20 protein-coding genes are annotated in these 21,539 nt (G+C 43.5%); 19 read left to right on the forward strand and 1 reads right to left on the reverse strand.

Annotated features, from left to right (window positions below; translation table 11 throughout):
- Nucleotides 1-186 precede the first annotated feature (186 nt).
- From coaBC to spoVM, 12 genes are all read left to right on the forward strand, one after another.
- Nucleotides 187-1,395 (forward strand): bifunctional phosphopantothenoylcysteine decarboxylase/phosphopantothenate--cysteine ligase CoaBC, encoded by a 1,209-nt coding sequence (gene coaBC / locus MHB45_RS05670; RefSeq protein WP_072272708.1) that lies wholly within the window; start codon nucleotides 187-189, stop codon nucleotides 1,393-1,395.
- Nucleotides 1,396-1,401: 6 nt separating this feature from the next.
- Nucleotides 1,402-3,813, forward strand: a complete 2,412-nt coding sequence (gene priA, locus MHB45_RS05675; RefSeq protein WP_072272709.1) for a primosomal protein N' — start codon at nucleotides 1,402-1,404, stop codon at nucleotides 3,811-3,813.
- A gap of 95 nt (nucleotides 3,814-3,908) precedes the next feature.
- Nucleotides 3,909-4,394, forward strand: a complete 486-nt coding sequence (gene def / locus MHB45_RS05680; protein ID WP_034313798.1) for a peptide deformylase — start codon at nucleotides 3,909-3,911, stop codon at nucleotides 4,392-4,394.
- Nucleotides 4,391-5,350, forward strand: coding sequence for a methionyl-tRNA formyltransferase (gene fmt, locus MHB45_RS05685; RefSeq protein ID WP_072272710.1), 960 nt, complete (start codon nucleotides 4,391-4,393; stop codon nucleotides 5,348-5,350). Before def ends, fmt begins: the two co-directional genes overlap by 4 nt.
- Nucleotides 5,337-6,689, forward strand: coding sequence for a 16S rRNA (cytosine(967)-C(5))-methyltransferase RsmB (rsmB, locus tag MHB45_RS05690; RefSeq protein WP_048684640.1), 1,353 nt, complete (start codon nucleotides 5,337-5,339; stop codon nucleotides 6,687-6,689). The genes fmt and rsmB overlap by 14 nt, the downstream gene beginning before the upstream one ends.
- On the forward strand, nucleotides 6,689-7,783 hold the full coding sequence (gene rlmN, locus MHB45_RS05695; RefSeq protein WP_034313788.1) for a 23S rRNA (adenine(2503)-C(2))-methyltransferase RlmN: 1,095 nt from the start codon (nucleotides 6,689-6,691) through the stop codon (nucleotides 7,781-7,783). The genes rsmB and rlmN overlap by 1 nt, the downstream gene beginning before the upstream one ends.
- A 4-nt stretch (nucleotides 7,784-7,787) precedes the next feature.
- A complete protein-coding gene (locus tag MHB45_RS05700) occupies nucleotides 7,788-8,537 on the forward strand; it encodes a Stp1/IreP family PP2C-type Ser/Thr phosphatase (protein ID WP_034313784.1) in 750 nt (249 codons plus the stop codon).
- A gap of 5 nt (nucleotides 8,538-8,542) precedes the next feature.
- Nucleotides 8,543-10,576, forward strand: coding sequence for a Stk1 family PASTA domain-containing Ser/Thr kinase (gene pknB / locus MHB45_RS05705; RefSeq protein WP_048684643.1), 2,034 nt, complete (start codon nucleotides 8,543-8,545; stop codon nucleotides 10,574-10,576).
- 23 nt (nucleotides 10,577-10,599) lie between these two features.
- Nucleotides 10,600-11,481 carry a ribosome small subunit-dependent GTPase A gene (rsgA, locus tag MHB45_RS05710; RefSeq protein WP_340907483.1) on the forward strand — a complete coding sequence of 294 codons (882 nt, stop codon included), beginning with the start codon at nucleotides 10,600-10,602 and terminating at the stop codon, nucleotides 11,479-11,481.
- A 1-nt stretch (nucleotide 11,482) separates the two neighbouring features.
- Nucleotides 11,483-12,130, forward strand: a complete 648-nt coding sequence (gene rpe / locus MHB45_RS05715; protein WP_072272711.1) for a ribulose-phosphate 3-epimerase — start codon at nucleotides 11,483-11,485, stop codon at nucleotides 12,128-12,130.
- A 102-nt stretch (nucleotides 12,131-12,232) separates the two neighbouring features.
- Nucleotides 12,233-12,886, forward strand: coding sequence for a thiamine diphosphokinase (locus MHB45_RS05720; protein WP_048684650.1), 654 nt, complete (start codon nucleotides 12,233-12,235; stop codon nucleotides 12,884-12,886).
- 122 nt (nucleotides 12,887-13,008) lie between these two features.
- Complete coding sequence (spoVM, locus tag MHB45_RS05725) at nucleotides 13,009-13,089, forward strand: stage V sporulation protein SpoVM (RefSeq protein WP_034313769.1); 81 nt, start codon at nucleotides 13,009-13,011, stop codon at nucleotides 13,087-13,089.
- A 186-nt stretch (nucleotides 13,090-13,275) separates the two neighbouring features.
- Here the strand turns inward: spoVM and rpmB are convergent, their stop codons facing one another.
- Nucleotides 13,276-13,464, reverse strand: a complete 189-nt coding sequence (gene rpmB / locus MHB45_RS05730; RefSeq protein ID WP_034313767.1) for a 50S ribosomal protein L28 — start codon at nucleotides 13,462-13,464, stop codon at nucleotides 13,276-13,278.
- 253 nt (nucleotides 13,465-13,717) lie between these two features.
- Here rpmB and MHB45_RS05735 point away from each other — a divergent pair, with 253 nt between their 5' ends.
- The 7 genes from MHB45_RS05735 to plsX all read left to right on the forward strand — a co-directional run bounded on the left by MHB45_RS05735 (nucleotide 13,718) and on the right by plsX (nucleotide 21,521).
- Nucleotides 13,718-14,080: an Asp23/Gls24 family envelope stress response protein gene (locus MHB45_RS05735; protein ID WP_048684651.1), complete on the forward strand. Its 363-nt coding sequence runs from the start codon at nucleotides 13,718-13,720 to the stop codon at nucleotides 14,078-14,080.
- Nucleotides 14,081-14,098: 18 nt separating this feature from the next.
- Nucleotides 14,099-15,769, forward strand: coding sequence for a DAK2 domain-containing protein (locus MHB45_RS05740; RefSeq protein WP_048684654.1), 1,671 nt, complete (start codon nucleotides 14,099-14,101; stop codon nucleotides 15,767-15,769).
- Between the two features lie 432 nt (nucleotides 15,770-16,201).
- Complete coding sequence (gene sdaAB, locus MHB45_RS05745; RefSeq protein WP_072272712.1) at nucleotides 16,202-16,864, forward strand: L-serine ammonia-lyase, iron-sulfur-dependent subunit beta; 663 nt, start codon at nucleotides 16,202-16,204, stop codon at nucleotides 16,862-16,864.
- Nucleotides 16,865-16,901: 37 nt separating this feature from the next.
- A complete protein-coding gene (gene sdaAA, locus MHB45_RS05750) occupies nucleotides 16,902-17,786 on the forward strand; it encodes an L-serine ammonia-lyase, iron-sulfur-dependent, subunit alpha (protein WP_048684931.1) in 885 nt (294 codons plus the stop codon).
- Nucleotides 17,783-19,834: an ATP-dependent DNA helicase RecG gene (gene recG, locus MHB45_RS05755; protein WP_048684929.1), complete on the forward strand. Its 2,052-nt coding sequence runs from the start codon at nucleotides 17,783-17,785 to the stop codon at nucleotides 19,832-19,834. The genes sdaAA and recG overlap by 4 nt, the downstream gene beginning before the upstream one ends.
- A gap of 118 nt (nucleotides 19,835-19,952) precedes the next feature.
- Nucleotides 19,953-20,510, forward strand: coding sequence for a transcription factor FapR (gene fapR, locus MHB45_RS05760; RefSeq protein ID WP_034313744.1), 558 nt, complete (start codon nucleotides 19,953-19,955; stop codon nucleotides 20,508-20,510).
- A gap of 24 nt (nucleotides 20,511-20,534) precedes the next feature.
- The gene (gene plsX / locus MHB45_RS05765; RefSeq protein ID WP_072272713.1) at nucleotides 20,535-21,521 is read left to right on the forward strand and encodes a phosphate acyltransferase PlsX; all 987 of its coding nucleotides are present in this window, start codon (nucleotides 20,535-20,537) and stop codon (nucleotides 21,519-21,521) included.
- The last annotated feature ends 18 nt before the right edge of the window (nucleotides 21,522-21,539 follow it).

The raw sequence follows: 21,539 nt of genomic DNA on the forward strand, positions 1-21,539 counted from the left end.
GCAAACAGGAGCGTTACATTTGGAAAGTGCTTCCTTCCTGCGGCCAAGGTGTCAGGCCTGTTTGTATTGATTTTTTTAAAAGTAATGTTTGGGGGAATCCATAGGTTATTGCGCATTTCAAATGAAATTTCTTCGGTTTTCCGTCATAATTAGAAAGAATAGAATGTATAGTTAGGGGAAATTTGCATGCTTATCGATAAAAAAGTACTTCTTTGTGTCACCGGCGGGATTGCTGTATATAAGGCTGCTGCCCTGACAAGTAAATTAACTCAGGAAGGTGCGCATGTTAAAGTGATCATGAGTGAATCGGCACGTAAGTTCGTGACGCCGCTCACCTTTCAAGCACTTTCGAGAAATGATGTGTACACAGATACTTTTGATGAGAAGGATTCTTCAGTCATTGCCCACATCGACTTGGCTGATTGGGCTGATATCATCCTGTTGGCTCCAGCTACAGCCAATGTCATTGGCAAAGTAGCCAATGGAATCGCGGATGATATGATCACGACCACCCTATTGGCAACGGAAGCACCTGTTTGGGTTGCGCCGGCAATGAACGTGCACATGTACGCACATCCAGCGGTTCAGAAAAATATGGAGACACTTCGGGCGTTTGGATATCAATTCATTGAACCGGGTGAAGGGTATTTGGCCTGCGGATATGTAGGGAAAGGACGATTGGAGGAACCTGAAACAATCGTAGAACATCTTAATCGATATTTCAATGAACGCAAATTACAGCAACAGCCTCTTAAAGGAAAGAAATATTTAATAACGGCAGGACCGACACGTGAAGCGATTGATCCGGTGCGTTTTGTGACGAATCATTCCAGCGGCAAAATGGGTTATGCCCTAGCCGAAGCGGCAATTGAAATGGGCGCTGAGGTGACATTGATTACCGGCCCAGTGAACTTGACGCCACCTCCCAAGGCTAGTGTAATACCAGTGGAATCAGCTGCAGATATGTATGATGCGGTATTCGATCAGTTCGCTACCAGTGATGTCGTAATCATGACGGCTGCAGTGGCGGATTATAAACCGAAGGTCTATCATACTCGAAAGATGAAAAAGCAGCCAGGGGAAAATGTGATTGAATTTGAACGGACAAAGGATATCCTAAAGGAACTCGGTGAAAATAAAACTCATCAGATTTTGGTGGGCTTTGCGGCTGAAACGAACAATGTTGAAGAATACGCAAGAGGAAAATTAGTCAAAAAGAATGCAGATATGATCGTTGCCAATAATGTTACCGTCGCAGGGGCAGGATTTGGAACGGATACGAACATCGTGACCATTTACGATAAAGATGGAAGTGCTACCGAACTTCCAAAAATGAGTAAAGCGGATATAGCTAAAAGCATCCTGGCAGAAGTATCTCGCAAGCAAAAGGAATGATGTCTTATGGATATAGCATCCGTCATCGTGGATGTACCTGCTAAACAAACGGATCGAGAATTCGACTATCGCATCCCTGAAAAGTGGAACCAAGTCATCAAGCCCGGAATGAGAGTCATCGTCCCATTCGGTCCAAGAATGGTGCAGGGGTTCGTCACAGGCTTAAAAGCTAAAAGCGACTTTGCGAAATTACGCTTTATAAAGGAACCAATGGATTTGGAGCCCATCCTTAATGATGAATTGCTTCAGCTCGGTGACTGGTTGACCAATGAGGCGATGTGTTTTAAAATTTCAGCGCTACAGGCCATGCTTCCGGCAGCAATGAAAGCAAAGTATGAAAAAGTTATTAAAGTCGTTGACGATAAAAAGGATCAGCTCCCTCCCTCCATTCAAAACCTTTTCGGAAAAAATGATTCACTATCTTGGAAAGACGTGATTGAAGGGGAGAATGCCTCCCTGTTCCAAAAGGAAATGCAAAATGGCAATCTTGAGCTCGAATATAATGTGAAAAACCGACTTAACAAGAAGACGGTCCGAGTCATAAAATCTTTGCTTTCCCCTATGGAACTGAAAGAAATGGCATCAGCAATATCCAGCCATGCAAAAAAACAACAGGAACTCCTTCATTACTTTATTGAACATCAAGAACCCATCCCGTTAAAGGATTTGCTTGAATTGATGAACACATCAAGCGGTACCGTCAAATCCCTAGTGTCAAAAGGGGCCTTGGCAGAAATGGATCAAGAAATATACCGTGATCCTTATGAAAACCGTGTGTTCGAAAAATCCATTCCCTTTACACTGACAGCTGAACAAACCGCTGCATTGAAGCCGATCCAAGAGAAAATACATCATGATGAACATGATGTCTTCCTTTTATATGGTGTAACCGGCAGCGGGAAGACGGAAGTGTATCTGCAGGCAATTGCCTCTGTCATTGAAAAAGGGAAGGAAGCCATCATGCTTGTACCTGAAATCTCCTTGACGCCACAGACGGTGAAGAGGTTTAAGGAACGATTTGGGGAGCAGGTAGCTGTTATGCATAGCGGTTTATCCGTAGGTGAAAAATATGATGAATGGCGGAAAATTCACCGCAAAGAAGTAAAAGTGGTGGTCGGGGCTCGTTCTGCCGTGTTTGCTCCTTTTGAAAACCTGGGGCTGGTCATCATTGACGAAGAGCATGAATCCAGTTATAAGCAAGAAGAAACGCCAAGGTACCATGCTAGGGATGTTGCCATTGAAAGAGCAAAATCTTATGGTTGTCCGGTTATTCTTGGCAGCGCCACACCTACACTTGAATCTTTTGCGCGAGCCAAGAAAAATGTCTATAAATTATTGACCCTTAGCCAGAGGATGAATAAAAATGCTTTGCCAGCAGTGGATATTGTTGATATGAGGGAAGAACTAAGAACGGGAAATCGTTCCATGTTTTCGGAGCTGCTCTTTACCAAGCTGAAAGACCGGCTTGATAAGGGGGAGCAAACTGTCCTGATGCTAAATAAAAGGGGACATTCTTCCTTTGTGATGTGTCGAAGCTGCGGATTGGTCATCAACTGCCCTAATTGTGACATTTCACTTACATATCATCGCTTTAATGATATAATGAAATGCCATTATTGTGGGTTTGAAGAGGGAATGCCTTCCGTTTGCCCTGAATGTGAAAGTGAACATATAAGGTTCTTTGGAACAGGCACTCAAAAGGTTGAAGAAGAGCTTGCAAAAATCCTCCCTGAAGCAAGGGTCATACGAATGGATGTTGATACGACGAGTAAGAAGGGTTCACATGAGCGATTGCTGAATGCCTTTGGTGAAGGAAAGGCGGATATATTGCTAGGCACCCAAATGATAGCCAAGGGCCTTGATTTTCCTAATATCACTCTGGTTGGAGTCCTTTCAGCCGATACGATGCTACATCTGCCTGATTTCCGTTCTTCGGAAAAGACATTTCAGCTGCTGACGCAGGTCAGCGGAAGGGCGGGACGTCATCAGCTTCCGGGAGAAGTGGTCATCCAAACCTATACGCCTGAGCACTACAGCATCGAGCTTTCTGCCCTGCAGGATTATGATGCTTTTTATGAACGGGAGATGTATCTAAGGAGGCAAAGTCATTACCCTCCATATTATTATGTTGTCCTGATAACCGTTTCACATGAAGATTTAATGAAGACGGTGAGTGTTACTGAGAAAATCACCAATTATTTAGGCTCGCGATTGAATCGGGATTCTGTCGTACTAGGTCCGGTTGCTTCGCCCATTAGTCGAATCAACAATAGATATCGCTATCAATGTCTGATAAAATACAAACGAGAGCCGGACCTGAATCAGCATTTACGCACACTTTTAGAGCATTACCAAAAAGAAACAGCTCAGAATCATTTGCAGATTTCAATAGATTTAAATCCACAGATCATGATGTAATTATTTAAGAGATGGATGATTACCGCGAGCTGTTACAGCTTGCGTTTTTATATAATGAAGTGTTGTTTTTCATATCTAGGAGGGTACCTTTAATTTTGGCTATTTTACCGATTGTTTTGTTTCCTGAAAAAATTTTACAACAAAAATGCGATAAAGTAACAAGTTTTGATAAAAAGTTGGCAAAGCTGTTAAATAACATGTATGAAACGATGGTGGAGGCGGATGGCGTTGGACTTGCAGCACCTCAAGTTGGCGTGAAAAAGCAAGTGGCCGTCGTTGAAATAGAGGAAGGATCAGGTGCAATCGAACTGATTAATCCGGAAGTGCTGGAATTGGAAGGAGAACAGACAGGTGTTGAAGGATGCTTGAGCTTCCCGAGTTTATATGGTGAAGTAGTGCGTCCTTACCGTGTCAAAGTTCGGGCACAAGACCGAAAAGGATCTTATTTCGAGATAGAAGCGGAGGATTTCCTTGCAAGGGCCCTTCTACACGAAATCGATCATCTGCAAGGAGTCTTATTTACAAGTAAGGTTTCCCGGTATATTTCGGAAGAAGAGTTAGAAAGGTATGGAGAAGAATGACAAAAATAATTTTTATGGGTACACCGGACTTTTCGGTGCCGGTATTGAAAAGAATCATTGATGAAGGGTATGATGTGATCGCTGTTGTCACACAGCCCGATCGTCCAGTGGGCCGCAAAAAGGTGCTAACGCCGCCGCCAGTTAAAGTCGAAGCCGAAAAGCATGGGATACCCGTTTATCAGCCTGAAAAAATCCGGGAAAAAGAAGAACTTGAAAAAATCATTGCATTGAATGCTGATTTAGTGGTGACGGCGGCATTCGGACAAATTCTTCCGAATGAATTGTTGGATGCCCCTAAGTACGGTTGTATTAATGTACATGCCTCCCTGCTTCCTGAACTGCGTGGAGGGGCGCCAATTCATTATTCCATTTTACAGGGGAAAGAAAAGACTGGGATAACCATCATGTATATGGCAGAAAAATTGGATGCCGGTGATATATTGACTCAGGCGGAAGTTACTATAGAGGAAGAAGACAATGTTGGTACACTGCATGATAAATTAAGCAAGATAGGGTCGGATTTACTTGCGGAGACACTTCCAAAACTTATAAATGAAGAGTTACAGGCAATTAAGCAAGATGATGCTAAAGCATCTTTTGCGCCCAACATCAAACGGTCTGAGGAAAAAATCGACTGGTCGAAATCAGGGGAAGACATCTATAACCATGTACGCGGCCTGAATCCTTGGCCTGTTGCTTATACAACCTTAGACGGTTCCATTATGAAAATATGGCAAGTTATGAAACTTGAAGCTGGCAAGCAGGCCTTGCCGGGCACGGTCATTGATGTACAAAATGATGGTTTCATCGTTTCGACAGGCAATGAGACGGCAATACTAGTAACAGAACTGCAGCCTTCAGGAAAGAAAAAAATGCCGGCGAAAGATTACTTGCGCGGAGCCGGATCGTTCATTAAAGCAGGCATGAAGTTAGGAGAACAGAATGAAGCAAACTAAAAAGGGAGTACGTGAAATCGCTCTCGATATTTTGGAATCTGTAGAGAAAAACCAATCCTACAGTAACCTATTATTGAACAACTTGATTAAAAAGCACCAGTTATCCGCCGTGGACAGCGGTTTGCTTACAGAGATAAGCTACGGTACCATCCAGCGGAAAATGACTTTGGATTATTTTTTGAACCCGTTTATTAAACAACCTAAAAAAACGCAAAGCTGGGTCATCAATTTACTTAGACTTTCCGTTTACCAAATGGTCTATTTAGATAAAGTGCCTGATCATGCAATCATTTTCGAGGCTGTAGAAATTTCCAAAAAGCGCGGACACAAGGGCACCTCTTCAATGGTCAATGGTGTGCTTCGTAATATTCAAAGAAATGGTGTTCCTTCTTTAGAGGAAATTAAAGATGATCTGGAACGGCTTTCCATAGAGGTGAGTCATCCTATTTGGCTGGTCCAGCGTTGGGTAGAGCAATTTGGTTATGAAAAAACCAAGGAAATGTGTGAAATCAACTTAACTGCGCCATTACAGACAGGACGTGTTAATTTAAAGAAGATTTCACGCCGTGAACTGATCAGCATATTAACGGAAGAAGGATATGATGTTGAAGCGAGTGAAGTCGTTCCCGAAGCAATCGTCAGCTATAAAGGGAATCTTGCCCATTCAGAAAGCTATAAAATGGGGTATTTATCGATTCAGGACGAGAGTTCAATGCTAGTTGCCCATGCATTGGGTGCGAATGAAAATGATGCTGTGCTCGATTGCTGTGCTGCACCTGGAGGGAAAACGACCCATATCGCAGAAGGCTTGACCACAGGACAAGTATATGCGCTCGACCTTCATGAGCATAAGGTCAAGCTCATTAAAGAGCAGGCGGAGCGCCTAAAACTCAGAAACAATATTAAGACAATGGCCCTTGATAGCAGAAAAGTGCAAGAGCACTTTAATAAGGAAGGGTTTGACAGGGTCCTGATCGATGCACCATGTTCCGGGTTGGGAGTCATGCGCCGGAAGCCTGATGTAAAGTATACTAAAACAAAAGATGATATAATGAAACTCTCAAGTATACAACAACAATTATTGGAATCGGCTGCCCCGCTTGTTAAGCAAGGCGGACGGTTAGTATATAGTACCTGTACGGTGGATAAAGAAGAAAATGACAAAGTCGCTGCAGCATTTTTGGAAAGCCATCCGGATTTTGAAAGCGATGCAACCTTGTCCACAAGAATGCCTGAAAGCGTTCAGCCATATATCGAGGGTCATACGCTGCAAGTTTTTCCGCAATATTTTAGCAGTGACGGATTCTTTATTGCGAGTTTTAGAAAGAAGGTGCTGTAATGGCAGAAATCACTAAATCATCTAGAGTAAGAAAAGACACGACACCAGAAAAACCATCGATCTACTCATTGGAGCTTCACCAAATTAAAGAATGGCTTCTACAAAATGGCGAGAAGGCATTCCGGGCCGAGCAAGTATATGACTGGCTTTATAAAAAGCGTGTCTCCAGTTTTGAAGATATGTCCAACCTTTCGAAATCATTACGGGATAAGTTGGAGTCGCAATTCACCTTCACAACATTGAAGACTTTGATTCAGCAAACGTCCAATGACGGAACGATGAAGTTTTTATTTGAACTCCAAGATGGATATTCGATTGAAACGGTGCTGATGCGTCATGAATACGGAAACTCCATTTGTGTGACAACGCAGGTAGGATGCAGAATTGGCTGTACATTCTGTGCTTCGACACTAGGCGGTTTAAAGCGGAATCTTGAATCAGGGGAAATTGTTGCCCAGGTCGTTAAAGTTCAGCAAGCACTTGACGAGTCGGAAGAGCGTGTTAGTTCCGTCGTTATCATGGGAATCGGTGAACCGTTTGATAACTACGATAATATGATGTCATTCTTGAAGAATATAAACCATGAAAAGGGCTTGAACATCGGGGCGCGTCATATTACCGTTTCCACAAGTGGAATCATTCCTAAAATCTATAAGTTTGCCGAAGAAAGCATGCAAATAAACTTTGCTGTTTCCCTTCATGCACCGAATACGGAATTGAGAAGTAAATTGATGCCGATCAATAAAGCCTACAAACTTCCAGACCTGATTGAGGCCATCAAATACTATACAGAAAAAACAGGCCGCCGTGTAAGTTTTGAATATGGTCTATTCGGTGGCGAAAATGATTCAGTGGAGCACGCTGAAGAATTAGCAGCTTTAATAAAAGGGATAAAATGCCATGTGAACTTAATACCGGTTAACTATGTACCGGAACGCAACTATGTACGAACACCTCGGGACCAGATTTTTGAGTTTGAAAAAACATTGAAGAAGCGCGGCATTAATGTAACGATCCGAAGGGAACAAGGCAGTGATATTGACGCAGCCTGCGGCCAGCTTCGGGCCAAGGAGCGCAAAGAAGAGACGAGGTGACCCTATGAGGGCAATATTTAAGACAGACCGTGGAAAAGTCCGCCAGCATAATGAAGATAATGGCGGAATCTTTAAGAACTCGGAAGGCGTTCGCCTTGCCATCGTTGCAGATGGCATGGGCGGCCACCGTGCCGGGGATGTAGCCAGTGCAATGACGATAGACCTTCTGAAAAAGGGCTGGGAAGTATCCACCGGAATCGAAACGGCAAATGATGCCGAAGATTGGCTTAAGCAGCAAATCTTCACGGTCAATCAGTTGCTTTTTGAACATGCAGAAGCGAATACGGAATGTAAGGGCATGGGGACCACCATTGTTGCAGCCATTTGCACCGACAAATTTGCTACCATTGCCAACATCGGGGACAGCCGGTGTTATTTGTATAATGAGAGTGGTTTTAAGCAGGTCACGGAAGATCATTCACTCGTTAACGAATTGGTCCGTTCCGGTCAGATTTCGAAAGAAGATGCCGAAAACCATCCACGGAAAAATGTTTTATTACGAGCCTTGGGGACAGAAATGCAAGTGGAAATGGACATTATGACGGTCATCTTCGAAGAAAATGATTTACTATTGCTTTGTTCGGACGGATTGACGAATAAAGTGAGTGAACTGGAACTGGAAGAAACGGTAACCAATGCACAGTCACTTGAAGAAAAGGCGAATTCATTAATAGATAAGGCCAATCACTACGGTGGGGAAGATAATATCACCCTTGTGCTTGTTCAATTTACTGAAGAAAGTGAAAGCAGGTGAATTGAATGTTGATTGGCAGAAGGATCAACGGCCGTTATAAACTGATCCAGATGGTCGGCGGCGGCGGTATGGCTAATGTTTACCTTGCAAGGGATATGATTTTGGATAGGGATGTTGCATTGAAAATCCTTCGCATGGATTTTAATAATGACGAAGAGTTCATCAAGCGCTTCAATCGGGAAGCCCAATCGGCAACCAGTTTGGCCCATCCCAATATCGTAAGTATTTATGATGTTGGTGAAGAAGATTCCATCTATTATATTGTAATGGAATACGTTGACGGTTTTACACTTAAGCAATACATACAAAAATATTATCCAATTCCAGTTGATGAAGCCTTGGATATCATGAGGCAAATCACGGCAGCGATTTCCCATGCCCATCATAATGGGATCATCCATCGTGACATCAAGCCACAGAACATTTTGATTGATAAGGAAGGAACCGTCAAGATTACGGACTTTGGGATTGCATTGGCCCTAAGTGCAACAAACATAACGCAGACCAACGCAGTCTTGGGTTCGGTTCATTATTTATCTCCGGAACAGGCCAGAGGCGGTATGGCCAATAAGAAATCGGACATTTATTCACTTGGCATCGTCATGTTTGAATTGTTGACGGGGAGATTGCCTTTTTCGGGTGAATCAGCCGTGTCGATAGCTCTTAAACATTTACAATCGGAAACTCCTTCACCAAAACGCTGGAACTCTGAAATCCCCCAGAGTGTGGAAAATATTATCTTGAAAGCGACCGCCAAAGATTCATATTACCGCTATGAGAGCGTGGACTCGATGGAAGATGATATACGGACGTCGCTTAATCCGGAGCGTTCCAATGAACCTCCTTTTGCGATTCCCGAAGATCATGATGCAACAAAAGCCATCCCCGTCATAACGGATGATCAGCTTTCAAGCATCGATGAGACAATCATTAGGGGTCCTGAAAAAAATACGTTAGTTTATGCGGACGATGAGGAAAGTGAATCAGAAGCAGAGAGTAATTCAAAAAAGAAACAGAAGAAACAAAAGAAACAGAAAAAACAAAAAAACAAGTCGGAACACAAAGGTAAAAAACGAAAGAACATGCCAGCGATCTTGGTGACCACCTTTTTAGTTCTCGCACTGCTTGCAGTTTTATCTGTTACAGTTTTACCTCCCCTCCTTGTCTCGAAGGAAGTGACGATCCCTGACCTTAAAGGGGAAGAATTGGATGACGCCATTACTGAATTGCTTGAACTGGATTTGGAAATTGGAGATACGATCGAGATTGAAGATGAAGAGGTTGAAGCTGGTCTTGTGATCAAAACCAATCCTAAGGAAGGTAAGACGGTCAAGGAAGGTGCAGTGATCGATATTTATCAAAGCGTCGGTAAAGAGACGATTTCATTGTCCAGCTATGAAGGTCGAGATTACTCTGATGTTAAATCCCTGCTTGAAAAAATGGGATTCAAAAACATAAGCGTGACTGAAAAGTATGATGACAGTGCTCCCGGCACGATCATAGAACAATCGCCTTCTGGTGCGACTGAGGTCGTACCATCCGAAACGGAGCTTGAGCTGACGGTCAGTAAAGGGGCAGATCTCATGAGCTTGAAGAACTTAACGGGGTTCAATGAGGCTGGCCTTAATGATTATTCAAGCGAGAGTGGAATAAAGGTAGAGATCGAAGAAGAAATCTATGATGATTCCGTAGCGGAGGGGCTTGTCATTTCCCAGTCACCGGAACCTGCTACGAAGGTGGAAAAGGGCAGTACTGTGAAAGTGGTCATTTCAAAAGGGAAAGAAGAGATTCCGCCCAAGAGTGTAACGGAGGAAGTCAACATCGAGTATGATCCGGTTGAGCCAGGCAAAACACAAAAAATACAAATCTTCATCGAGGATATCGACAATAGCATGACGGAGCCTCAAGAAACATTCTATATATTGGAAGATGCGAAGAGAACGATCGAATTAATGGTATCCCCGGATAAGAAAGCAGGATATAAAGTCATGCGGGACAATCAGGTCATCATTGACGAATCCGTCTCATATCCAGAATAAATTTAAGAATTAGGAGTGTGGTTATGCCAGAAGGAAAAATAATCAAAGCATTAAGTGGATTTTATTATGTCCTTGATGGTGAAGAGGTCTATCAATGCCGTGGAAGGGGCCTGTTCAGGAAGAATAAGGTAACCCCGCTCGTTGGTGATTATGTTGTTTTTGAAGCGGAAAATAAAACGGACGGGACCGTGACCGAAATAAAACCGCGAAAGAATGAATTGATACGTCCGCAAATCTCGAATGTAGACCAGGCAATCCTTGTCTTTTCGGCAGTGGAACCTGATTTCAGTCCAGCCTTGCTTGATCGATTTCTCGTATTGATCGAAGATAACGAAATCGAACCGATCATCGTCGTGACGAAACTGGACTTGGTTACAGCTGAAAACAAAAAGAAATTGTCTCAGTATATCAAGGACTATCAGAAACTTGGCTATACTGTACTGGAGACATCTTCCGTCACCGCTGGAGGGATTGAAGAACTAGTGCCGTATTTAGAAGGAAAGACCAGTGTATTTGCGGGGCAGTCCGGTGTTGGGAAATCGTCCTTGCTGAATGCGATCAATCCGGAATTGGCTTTAAAGACGGATGATATTTCTTCACATCTGGGACGCGGGAAGCATACGACCCGGCACGTTGAATTGATCCATATTGGCTCCGGACTTGTCGCGGATACTCCAGGGTTCAGTTCACTTGAATTCATGGAAATGGAAGCTGAACGGCTTTCCTATTGCTTCCCGGAAATGCATAAGCATGGGGAAGACTGTAAATTCAGGGCCTGTCTGCACGATAAAGAACCGAAATGTGCAGTGAAGGAAGCGGTGGATTCCGGGGAAATTCCCCGTTATCGATACGAGCATTATATGCAATTCTTAGAAGAAATAAGAGATAGAAAGCCGAGGTATTAAAATGGTTAAAATCGCACCATCCATTTTATCAGCTGACTTTGCAAAATTGGGAGAAGAAATTCTTGATGTGGAAAGGGGCGGAGCGGATTTGATCCATGTGGATGTCATGGATGGGCATTTCGTGCCGAATATAACGATAGGCTCACTAATTGTTGATGCTATCCGCCCAGTAACGAAGCTTCCGCTTGATGTACATTTAATGATTGAACAACCTGATCGTTATATCGAGTCCTTTGCGAAAGCGGGAGCCGATTATATAACTGTACATGTAGAGGCCTGCACACATTTGCATCGAACGGTTCAATTGATTAAATCTTTTGGTGTAAAGGCAGGCGTGGTGCTTAATCCAGCCACTCCGGCTTCCTTGATACAACCTATAATCGAAGATATTGACATGGTATTGTTGATGACGGTTAATCCGGGTTTTGGCGGGCAAAAGTTCATTAAATCCGTTCTTCCGAAAATTGCCGAAGTGAAGGCGATGGCAGGAAAGTATAATCAAAATCTCGAGATAGAGATTGATGGTGGAGTAAATGAAGAAACGGCTAAACTATGTATTGAACAAGGGGCGACAATCCTGGTGGCCGGTTCGGCAATATATGATCAGGAAGATCGACACGCAGCGATTCAAAAGATTCGGGGAAAGTGATATAAGCCGACACTATCATATTCATATGATGGTGATCGGCTTTTTTTATCAATTAAACTAAGGCACCTTGGATATGATTATATATGGAAAAGGATGATTTCGATGATTATCAGTATAATGGCTGGAGGTCCGGAATGTTTTTGGCCGGATTTGACATGGTATAAGGAGAAGACAGATCTTTGGGTCGGGGTTGACAGGGGAGTATGGTCTCTGCTTGAAAAAGGTATCGAACCTAAGTACGGTTTTGGGGATTTTGATTCGGTTTCGGAAGGTGAATACGAAAAGATTGAGCAAATGCTGCAAGAAATCAATCTATATTCCTCGGAAAAGGATGAAACGGATTTAGAAATCGCATTTAAATGGGCAATGGGGCAAAAGCCAAGAGAAATTCACATTCTGGGCGCAACAGGGGGAAGAATGGACCATTTTCTCGGGAATATCCAGCTGCTCCAAAAAGAAAGTGTCCTCCCTCATCATGGCGATATGGATATATACATAGTCGATCGGCAAAATATAATCACAGTAAAGACAGCCGGTTCTTATGAGGTCACTGCTTTGAAAGATAAGAAATACTTGTCCTTGCTCCCAGTAAACGCTGAAGTCACCGGCATTACTCTTTCGGGTTTCAAATATCCGCTGGACGATGCAAGCTTGGAAATGGGTTCGACGCTTTGCATCAGCAATGAACTAATTTCCGAATCTGGGAATGTTTCATTTGAGAAAGGCATATTAATGGTGATAAGAAGCAGTGATTAAAATTCATGCTTAGAGCAGATTCGGATATAATTACGATCATCCTATATCCGCTTAAAAGCTTATGTTGTAATAGAAAAATTCCACTTCATCTTTAATTGTGGGATGCAAAGAGGAGGGGCATGATGAAATTTTATACGATTAAATTGCCAAAAGTTCTGGGCAGTTTGGTAAGGGCTATGCTCGGAGCGTTTAAAAAAGGCTGATACTTATCTCCATGACACCTCTCAAAATAAGGGAGGTGTTATTTTTTGGTAAATATGGGCGGCCATCCATTAATGGGTGAAGGCATCCTTCTTGATGCAGACTGGACCTGGTCAAAGATTTGAAACCATCCCCATTAAATACCGGCCATTACAAGTAAAAAGGCATCCTAAGAGGATGCCGTAACATTATACGCGTTCTACTTTGCCCGATTTAAGAGCTCTTGCAGAAACGTATACACGTTTAGGTTTACCGTCAACTAAAATACGTACTTTTTGAAGGTTAGCGCCCCATGTACGCTTGCTAGCGTTCATTGCGTGAGAGCGGCTGTTACCAGAACGAGTTCTTCTTCCAGTGATTACACATTTACGTGCCATGTCAAATTCCCTCCTAACTACAACAAGCTTAAGTTTTTCGCAGTCGTCTTAAGTCTTTGTAAAATACTTTAATAATTTATCATACCTACCGCTAGAATGCAATACTTCAGTTAATTACTTTCAAGAAAAAAACCTTGACATACATACTTCGAAATTGAATTATATAGAGTGCCGTAAGACATTTACTTTTAAAACCAGAGACATTATAGTAAAATGTCTTTAGTTGATTTGATTTTTTGGGAGGGAAAAGAAAATGTCTATCGAATTACAAACGAAGTATGGACAAATTGATATCTCTAATGATGTTATCGCAACTGTAGCAGGCGGCGCAGCCGTGGATTGCTATGGAATTATAGGAATGGCTTCCAAAAAACAATTTAAAGACGGCATTGCCGAAATTCTAAGAAAAGAAAACTTTACTAAGGGTGTAATTGTACGTCAAGAAGAGGAAGAAGTTCATATCGATATGTATATTATCGTAAGTTATGGAACGAAAATCTCGGAAGTTGCACATAATGTGCAATCAAAGGTAAAGTACACTCTGGACAAAACTGTAGGATTAGCTGTTGATTCCGTTAACATTTTTGTACAGGGAGTTCGTGTGACGAACCCTTAAGTATAGGAGGAAAGTTTTGTGTCAATTACAAGTTTGAACGGAAAGCGCTTTGCAGAAATGATCATTCAAGGTGCCAACCATTTAGCGGCTAATGCCCAAATGGTTGATGCATTGAATGTTTTCCCTGTTCCGGATGGAGATACAGGAACGAATATGAATTTATCGATGACTTCGGGAGCGAAGGAAGTGCAAAATAACGTCCAGGAACACATCGGAAAAGTGGGTGCGTCCCTTTCAAGAGGATTGCTTATGGGCGCACGCGGCAATTCGGGAGTTATCCTTTCGCAACTGTTCCGCGGTTTTGCTAAAGCGATTGAACATAAATCGGAAATCAATAGTGAAGAATTTGCCCAAGCTTTTGAAGCAGGGGTTCAAACAGCTTATAAAGCCGTTATGAAACCTGTTGAAGGAACCATTTTAACGGTTGCAAAAGATGCAGCCAAGCAAGCGGTTTCATCAGCAGCAAAGCATATAGACCTTATTCAGGTAATGGAAGAAATCGTTACGGAGGCTAATGCATCATTAAAACGCACACCTGATCTTCTTCCAGTCTTAAAAGAAGTGGGTGTCGTTGATAGCGGCGGGCAAGGGTTGGTGTTCGTATATGAAGGTTTCCTTGCTGAGCTGAAAGGTGAAGCCCTTCCAGTCCGATCCGCTAATGGTCCAAGCATGGATGACATGATCAGTGCCGAACATCACATGAATGTACAAGGACATATGAACACGGAAGATATCGTGTTTGGCTACTGTACGGAATTCATGGTCCGATTGGAAAGTGAAAAACTTGCCAATCAATCATTTGATGAAGAAAAATTCAGAAATGATTTAAGTGAATACGGAGATTCTTTACTAGTCATCTCAGATGATGAAGTCGTCAAAGTACATATTCACTCTGAACAGCCTGGCACGTGCCTGAATTATGGACAGCAATATGGTAGTTTAATAAAAATGAAAATCGATAATATGCGTGAACAGCATACTGCGATTGTAGGTGAGACGAATACACCGCTTCAAACTAAACCGCCCACCAAAGAGAAATACGCTGTAGTGTCAGTGGCGATGGGCGCTGGCATCAGCGAATTATTCAAAAGCATCGGCGCTAAGTCCGTCATCGAAGGCGGGCAAACGATGAATCCTAGCACGGAAGATATCGTTAAAGCTGTCGAAGGGGCATATGCAGATCATGTGATCATCTTGCCTAATAATAAAAATATCATCATGGCCGCCAATCAGGCTGCTGATGTACTTGGGGATCATGTGACTGTCATTCCAACGAAAACAGTACCGCAGGGAATGGCTGCATTGTTGGCTTTCAACCCATCACTTGATGCCGAAGAGAATAAAAAAGCGATGATCGAAGCCCTTTCCCATGTGAAAACGGGCCAGATTACTTATGCTGTCCGGGATACCAACATTGACGGTCTTGCAATCGAGACCGGGGACTTCATGGGAATTGCTGAAGGCACCATCAAGGTGAAGGATAAAGACATGACTAAAGCGGCAAAAGATCTTCTCTCCGATATGATTGACGAAGATTCAGAAATCCTTACCATTTTATATGGTGAAGATGCCACTGCTGAAGATGTCGAAAGTCTTGTTGCGTTTTGTAATGAGAATTTCGAAGACGTTGAAGTTGAAGTCCATAATGGGAAACAACCTTTATATTCTTTCATTTTTTCAATTGAATAAGTAGAGAACATGAAAATAAGGGAAACCTATCCGTCATAATGTTTGGAGGATCCCGAAAAAATAAAAGGCAATAAACTGCATATGTCATTAGGCTATGCAGTTTTATTTTGGCTGTTTTCACATACTTTGTTGCTATTTACCAGGTAGTGAGTTGTGGTTGATTTCCCCTCCAGATGCTCGCTTTCCGCGGGGCGGGCGGTGAGCCTCCTCGGCGTAAACGCCTGTGGGGTCTCACCTGTCCCGCTGCTCCCGCAGGAGTCTCGCACTTCCGCTCCAATCAACCTTAAATAGTTTCGTTTTAAAAACAACAATCTTTACGAAAAGAGCCTTTAATTTTATGAAAAGAAGGATTACGGACAGCATAATTGTAATTACAATATATCAGGCTTTATTATTAAACTGACTCCAAGTGAATAGAAGGAGGAGCTAATCATGAAATTTAGAAGTGTATTCGATATAATTGGTCCTGTTATGATCGGCCCCTCTAGTTCCCATACAGCAGGAGCTGCAAGGATCGGCAGGGTTGCCAGGAATTTATTCGACCGGGAACCAAAATGGGCCCATATTTCTTTTTACGGATCGTTTGCCAAAACCTATAAAGGCCATGGAACGGATGTAGCCATTGTAGGAGGCTTGCTTGATTTTGATACATTTGATGAGAGAATCAAAGAATCGCTGGAAATAGCACGCAAAAAGAAAATAAAAATTACATTTCGAGAAGAAGAGGCAGTACCGGAACATCCCAATACAGCAAAAATAACAGTTGGTGATGATGATGGTGAACTGGAACTTGTCGGAATATCGATAGGCGGGGGAAAGATCGAAATCGTCGAATTGAACGGGTTTAAATTGAGGCTTTCCGGGCATAACCCTGCCATACTCGTCGTTCATGATGATCGATTTGGTGCCATAGCCAATGTTTCAAACATATTAGCCAAGCATCAGATCAATATTGGCCAAATGGAAGTCTCCCGAAAAGAGAAAGGGCAGATGGCCTTGATGACGATTGAAGTGGACCAAAATCTGGAGGATCACGTCATAGCTGAAATTACAGCACTCCCCAATATCACTCAAGTAGCAAGGATTGTGGATTGATAGAGCAATCGTTTCCACTTAGGAAGGAGAAGAAATCATGTTTCGAAATGTAGCGGAATTAGTAGAATTAGCTGAATCAAAGCAGAAAAAAATTTCAACGCTGATGATAGAGCAGGAAATGGAAGTAACGGGAAAAAGCCGTGAAGAAATCATCCGGCAGATGGGAGTCAATCTGGATGTAATGGAACAGGCAGTTGAAAAAGGACTTCAAGGTGTACGGTCCGTTTCCGGCCTGACGGGAGGGGATGCAGTCCTTCTTCAGAATTACATTAAATCCGGAAACTCCTTATCCGGGGAACTGCTGTTGGATGCGGTAAGCAAAGCCGTGGCAACAAACGAAGTGAACGCAGCCATGGGAACGATTTGTGCGACACCGACTGCCGGATCTGCTGGTGTTGTGCCTGGTACCCTTTTCGCTTTGCAAAATAAATTAAAACCGAATCGGGAACAGAAAATTGAGTTCCTATTTACAGCAGGGGCGTTTGGTTTTGTAGTAGCGAATAATGCTTCGATCTCTGGAGCCGCAGGGGGCTGTCAGGCGGAGGTCGGTTCTGCTTCGGGTATGGCGGCGGCAGCCATCGTTGAAATGGCAGGAGGGACACCGGCACAAAGTGCAGAAGCGATGGCAATCACATTAAAGAACATGCTTGGTCTTGTGTGTGATCCTGTTGCTGGTCTTGTGGAGGTACCTTGTGTGAAACGTAATGCCATGGGTGCAGCCAATGCCATGGTTGCAGCAGATATGGCTTTAGCGGGTATCACAAGCCGCATACCGTGTGATGAAGTAATTGATGCGATGTATAAAATCGGGCAAACGATGCCATCTGCTCTTAGGGAAACTGCACAAGGAGGTTTAGCGGCTACACCGACTGGGCGGGAGTTGGAAGCGAAAATCTTTGGCTTACCGCTAAATAAGAAGTGAACTCGACTTTACGCGAACCCATTACCGCAGTAAAAGGCATTGGGGCCGAAACGGCAGCAGCTTTGGGGGAAATGGAGATCCATACCGTCGCGGATCTCCTTGAGCACCTCCCATATCGCTATGAAGATTACCGGTTGAGGGATTTAGAAACGGTCGAGCATGATGAACGGGTTACTGTAGAAGGCAAAGTTCATACAGTACCCACGTTAGGGTACTTCGGAAAGAAAAAATCCAGGCTCACGATTAAAGTTTTGACTGGGAGATATTTAATAAATGTCATTTTTTTTAACCAGCCTTATCTGAAGCCGAAGCTTGCGATAGGCGAAACGGTAACGGTAACGGGAAAGTGGGATCGTCATCGCCAAACCATTACAGGCTCGGAATGCCATGTTGGTGATCGAAGCCGGGAGAAAGAGTTCGAACCGGTGTACTCAGTGAAGGGCAGCATTACCGTCAAAGGGCTCCGCCGCTTTATCTCCAATGCATTTTCTGAATATGGGACAATGATAGAAGAAAATCTGCCCCCGCAATTATTGGCGGCATACAAACTGATGCCGCGTAATGATGCTCTTCATACCATGCATTTCCCTCAATCGGCCAATGAGGTGAAGAAGGCCCGACGCCGTTTTGTGTATGAAGAATTTTTATTGTTTCAACTTAAAATGCAGGCACTTCGTAAAGTGCAGCGGGAGCAGTCAAAAGGAATAGGCCAGGAGTTTGACATGGAGCGGCTGGAAGCCTTTGTTGAAACACTCCCTTTTCCTTTGACGAACGCTCAGAATAGGGTCGTCGAGGAAATAATGAATGACATGAAATCTCCCTACAGGATGAATCGTCTGCTTCAAGGGGATGTCGGGTCTGGGAAAACGGTGGTTGCCGCCATATGCCTGAAGGCTACGATTACAGCAGGTTTCCAAGGTGCACTTATGGTCCCCACGGAAATCTTGGCTGAGCAGCATACACAATCGCTGAAAGCCATGTTGGAACCGAGTGGAGTAAAGGTCGCATTGTTGACAAGTTCGGTAAAAGGCAAAAAGCGCAAGGAACTATTGCAAATGCTGGAATCCGGGGAACTGGATCTTTTGATAGGAACTCATGCATTGATTCAAGATGAAGTGAATTTCCGGAACTTAGGTCTTGTCATAACGGATGAACAACATCGTTTCGGAGTGGAGCAGCGCCGCATCCTTCGTGAAAAAGGTACCAATCCAGATGTACTTTTCATGACGGCTACACCAATTCCGCGAACTCTCGCAATTACAGTGTTTGGGGAAATGGACGTCTCGACGATCGATGAAATGCCTGCCGGGCGTAAAGCGATAGAGACCTATTGGGCGAAACACCAAATGCTTGATCGGATCTTATCCTTTGTCGAAAAGGAACTAAAGAAAGGGAGACAGGCTTATGTCATCTGTCCATTGATTGAGGAGTCGGAGAAACTCGATTCTTTACAGAATGTTCTTGATGTTCATGCAATGCTGACACAATACTTTGCGAACAGGTACAAAGTGGGTCTTATGCATGGACGGCTGCCCGCGGATGAAAAGGAAGAAGTGATGCAGCAGTTCAGTGCCAATGAAGCGCAAATCCTTGTTTCCACTACCGTCGTCGAGGTTGGGGTGAATGTTCCAAATGCAACGGTAATGGTCATTTATGATGCGGAGCGCTTTGGACTTTCACAGTTGCACCAGCTACGGGGAAGGGTTGGACGGGGGAGCGATCAGTCCTTTTGCATCCTGCTGGCTGATCCGAAAACGGAAGTCGGCAAAGAGCGGATGAAAATCATGACTGAGACAAACGATGGTTTTGCCCTTTCCGAAAAAGATTTGGAACTCCGTGGACCCGGGGACTTCTTCGGTAAAAAACAAAGCGGCCTTCCCGAATTCAAGGTAGCCGACATGGTCCATGATTACAGGACCCTTGAAGTGGCAAGGATGGATGCAGCAAAATTAATTGCGTCCCAAAGCTTTTGGCATTCCCCGGAGTATGCACCTTTGCGGGACTATTTAGAGGGAACGGGAGTATTTACGGGAGAAAAGCTGGACTGAACTGAATAAAAAACCAATAGCAGATTGTGAGATTTTACGCAATATCTTGCAATCTGTTTTTAAAATATATATACTACTATTAGTACCTAGTCATAATACTACGGATGGTGACCTTCAAATGCGAAGAAATAAGAAGGAACGCCAGCAATTATTAATCGAAACGATTAAACAGAATCCTTTTGTAACGGATGAGGAGCTGGCTGAAAAATATTCGGTGAGCGTCCAGACCATTAGGCTTGACCGTCTTGAATTATCGATACCGGAACTGCGTGAACGGATTAAAAGCGTGGCCGAGAAAAAATTCAGTGACGAAATCAGGGCATTGCCTTTGGATGAAATCATCGGGGAAGTAATTGATCTTAATTTAGATGATAATGCAATTTCGATTTTGGATATAAATAAAGAGCATGTCTTTAAGCGGAATGGAATCGCAAGGGGACATCACCTTTTTGCCCAAGCAAACTCATTGGCTGTGGCAGTCATAAATGATGAATTGGCATTAACTGCGAAAGCATCCATTTTATTCACTCGTTCTGTAAAGGAAAATGAAAGAGTGGTAGCTAAAGCGAGGGTTAAAAACGTGGACCACACCAACGATCGTTCCGTGGTTGAGGTTAGAAGCTACGTAGGTAATGAACTGGTTTTTAAAGGCGAGTTCGAAATGTATCGCTCTTAACTTGCTAGTAAAGGATGAAAAAAAATGAAGATAACGATAGATGCAATGGGTGGCGATAATGCTCCCAAGGCACAGGTTTTGGGAGCGATGAAAGCTGTCGAGGCTTTTTCCGATGTGGAAATTACCTTGATAGGCAAAGAATCCGAGATTAACCAATACTTAGCGAAGCATGGCCGAATAAGGGTTATACATACTGATGAAAAGATATTAAGTACCGATGAACCTGTTCGTGCGGTTCGCCGCAAGAAAAGCGCATCGATGGTATTGGCTGCACAGCAGGTGGCTGACGGAGAAGCGGACGCATGCATTTCTTCAGGCAATACGGGGGCGCTAATGGCTGCAGGTTTGTTTGTGGTCGGAAGGATAGAAGGCATTGAACGTCCGGCATTGGCTCCCACCCTTCCGACGATCGATGGCAAGGGTTTTGTATTACTGGATGTAGGCGCGAACTCCGATGCTAAACCGGAGCATCTCCTTCAATTCGCCATAATGGGGTCTGTTTATGCCCAAAAAGTGCGGGGAATCGAAAAGCCTCGTGTCGGATTACTTAATATCGGAACAGAAGAAAAAAAAGGGAATGAACTGACTAAGCATGCCTTTACATTACTGCAGCAATCATCGGAGATATCCTTTATAGGTAACGTAGAGGCAAGGGACCTCCTAAACGGGCCGGCAGACGTTGTCGTGACGGACGGCTTCACGGGAAATATGGTGTTAAAGACGCTGGAAGGTACTGCTATGGGCGTATTCAAAATGGTGAAAGCTGCCTTGATGAGCAACCTCAAAAGTAAGTTGGCTGCAGCGATGGTAAAGCCAGAACTAAAAGTCATAAAAAATAAAATGGATTACTCGGAGTATGGCGGTGCTGGCCTCTTCGGTTTGAAGGCCCCTGTCATTAAGGCGCATGGTTCTTCAGATGCGAATGCGGTCTATAATGCTATACGCCAGACTCGCGATATGGTTGGAAATGACGTCATATCGACAATTGCGGAGACAATAGAAAAACAATAATAAATCATAGAGGCAGGG

Origin of the sequence: Peribacillus sp. FSL K6-5616 (assembly GCF_038008245.1) — a bacterium.
GTDB classification, from domain to species: Bacteria; Bacillota; Bacilli; order Bacillales; family DSM-1321; genus Peribacillus; species Peribacillus frigoritolerans.

What these genes read in the sequence shown, in the direction of transcription:
- MHB45_RS05720 (WP_048684650.1), top strand. Translation starts at nt 12,233, where the DNA reads ATGATTATCAGTATAATGGCTGGAGGTCCGGAATGTTTTTGGCCGGAT.
- MHB45_RS05735 (WP_048684651.1), top strand. Translation starts at nt 13,718, where the DNA reads ATGTCTATCGAATTACAAACGAAGTATGGACAAATTGATATCTCTAAT.
- sdaAB (WP_072272712.1), top strand. Translation starts at nt 16,202, where the DNA reads ATGAAATTTAGAAGTGTATTCGATATAATTGGTCCTGTTATGATCGGC.
- rpe (WP_072272711.1), top strand. Translation starts at nt 11,483, where the DNA reads ATGGTTAAAATCGCACCATCCATTTTATCAGCTGACTTTGCAAAATTG.
- coaBC (WP_072272708.1), top strand. Translation starts at nt 187, where the DNA reads ATGCTTATCGATAAAAAAGTACTTCTTTGTGTCACCGGCGGGATTGCT.
- pknB (WP_048684643.1), top strand. Translation starts at nt 8,543, where the DNA reads ATGTTGATTGGCAGAAGGATCAACGGCCGTTATAAACTGATCCAGATG.
- MHB45_RS05700 (WP_034313784.1), top strand. Translation starts at nt 7,788, where the DNA reads ATGAGGGCAATATTTAAGACAGACCGTGGAAAAGTCCGCCAGCATAAT.
- priA (WP_072272709.1), top strand. Translation starts at nt 1,402, where the DNA reads ATGGATATAGCATCCGTCATCGTGGATGTACCTGCTAAACAAACGGAT.
- rsmB (WP_048684640.1), top strand. Translation starts at nt 5,337, where the DNA reads ATGAAGCAAACTAAAAAGGGAGTACGTGAAATCGCTCTCGATATTTTG.
- rsgA (WP_340907483.1), top strand. Translation starts at nt 10,600, where the DNA reads ATGCCAGAAGGAAAAATAATCAAAGCATTAAGTGGATTTTATTATGTC.
- plsX (WP_072272713.1), top strand. Translation starts at nt 20,535, where the DNA reads ATGAAGATAACGATAGATGCAATGGGTGGCGATAATGCTCCCAAGGCA.
- sdaAA (WP_048684931.1), top strand. Translation starts at nt 16,902, where the DNA reads ATGTTTCGAAATGTAGCGGAATTAGTAGAATTAGCTGAATCAAAGCAG.
- fmt (WP_072272710.1), top strand. Translation starts at nt 4,391, where the DNA reads ATGACAAAAATAATTTTTATGGGTACACCGGACTTTTCGGTGCCGGTA.
- rlmN (WP_034313788.1), top strand. Translation starts at nt 6,689, where the DNA reads ATGGCAGAAATCACTAAATCATCTAGAGTAAGAAAAGACACGACACCA.
- rpmB (WP_034313767.1), bottom strand. Translation starts at nt 13,464, where the DNA reads ATGGCACGTAAATGTGTAATCACTGGAAGAAGAACTCGTTCTGGTAAC.
- fapR (WP_034313744.1), top strand. Translation starts at nt 19,953, where the DNA reads ATGCGAAGAAATAAGAAGGAACGCCAGCAATTATTAATCGAAACGATT.
- spoVM (WP_034313769.1), top strand. Translation starts at nt 13,009, where the DNA reads ATGAAATTTTATACGATTAAATTGCCAAAAGTTCTGGGCAGTTTGGTA.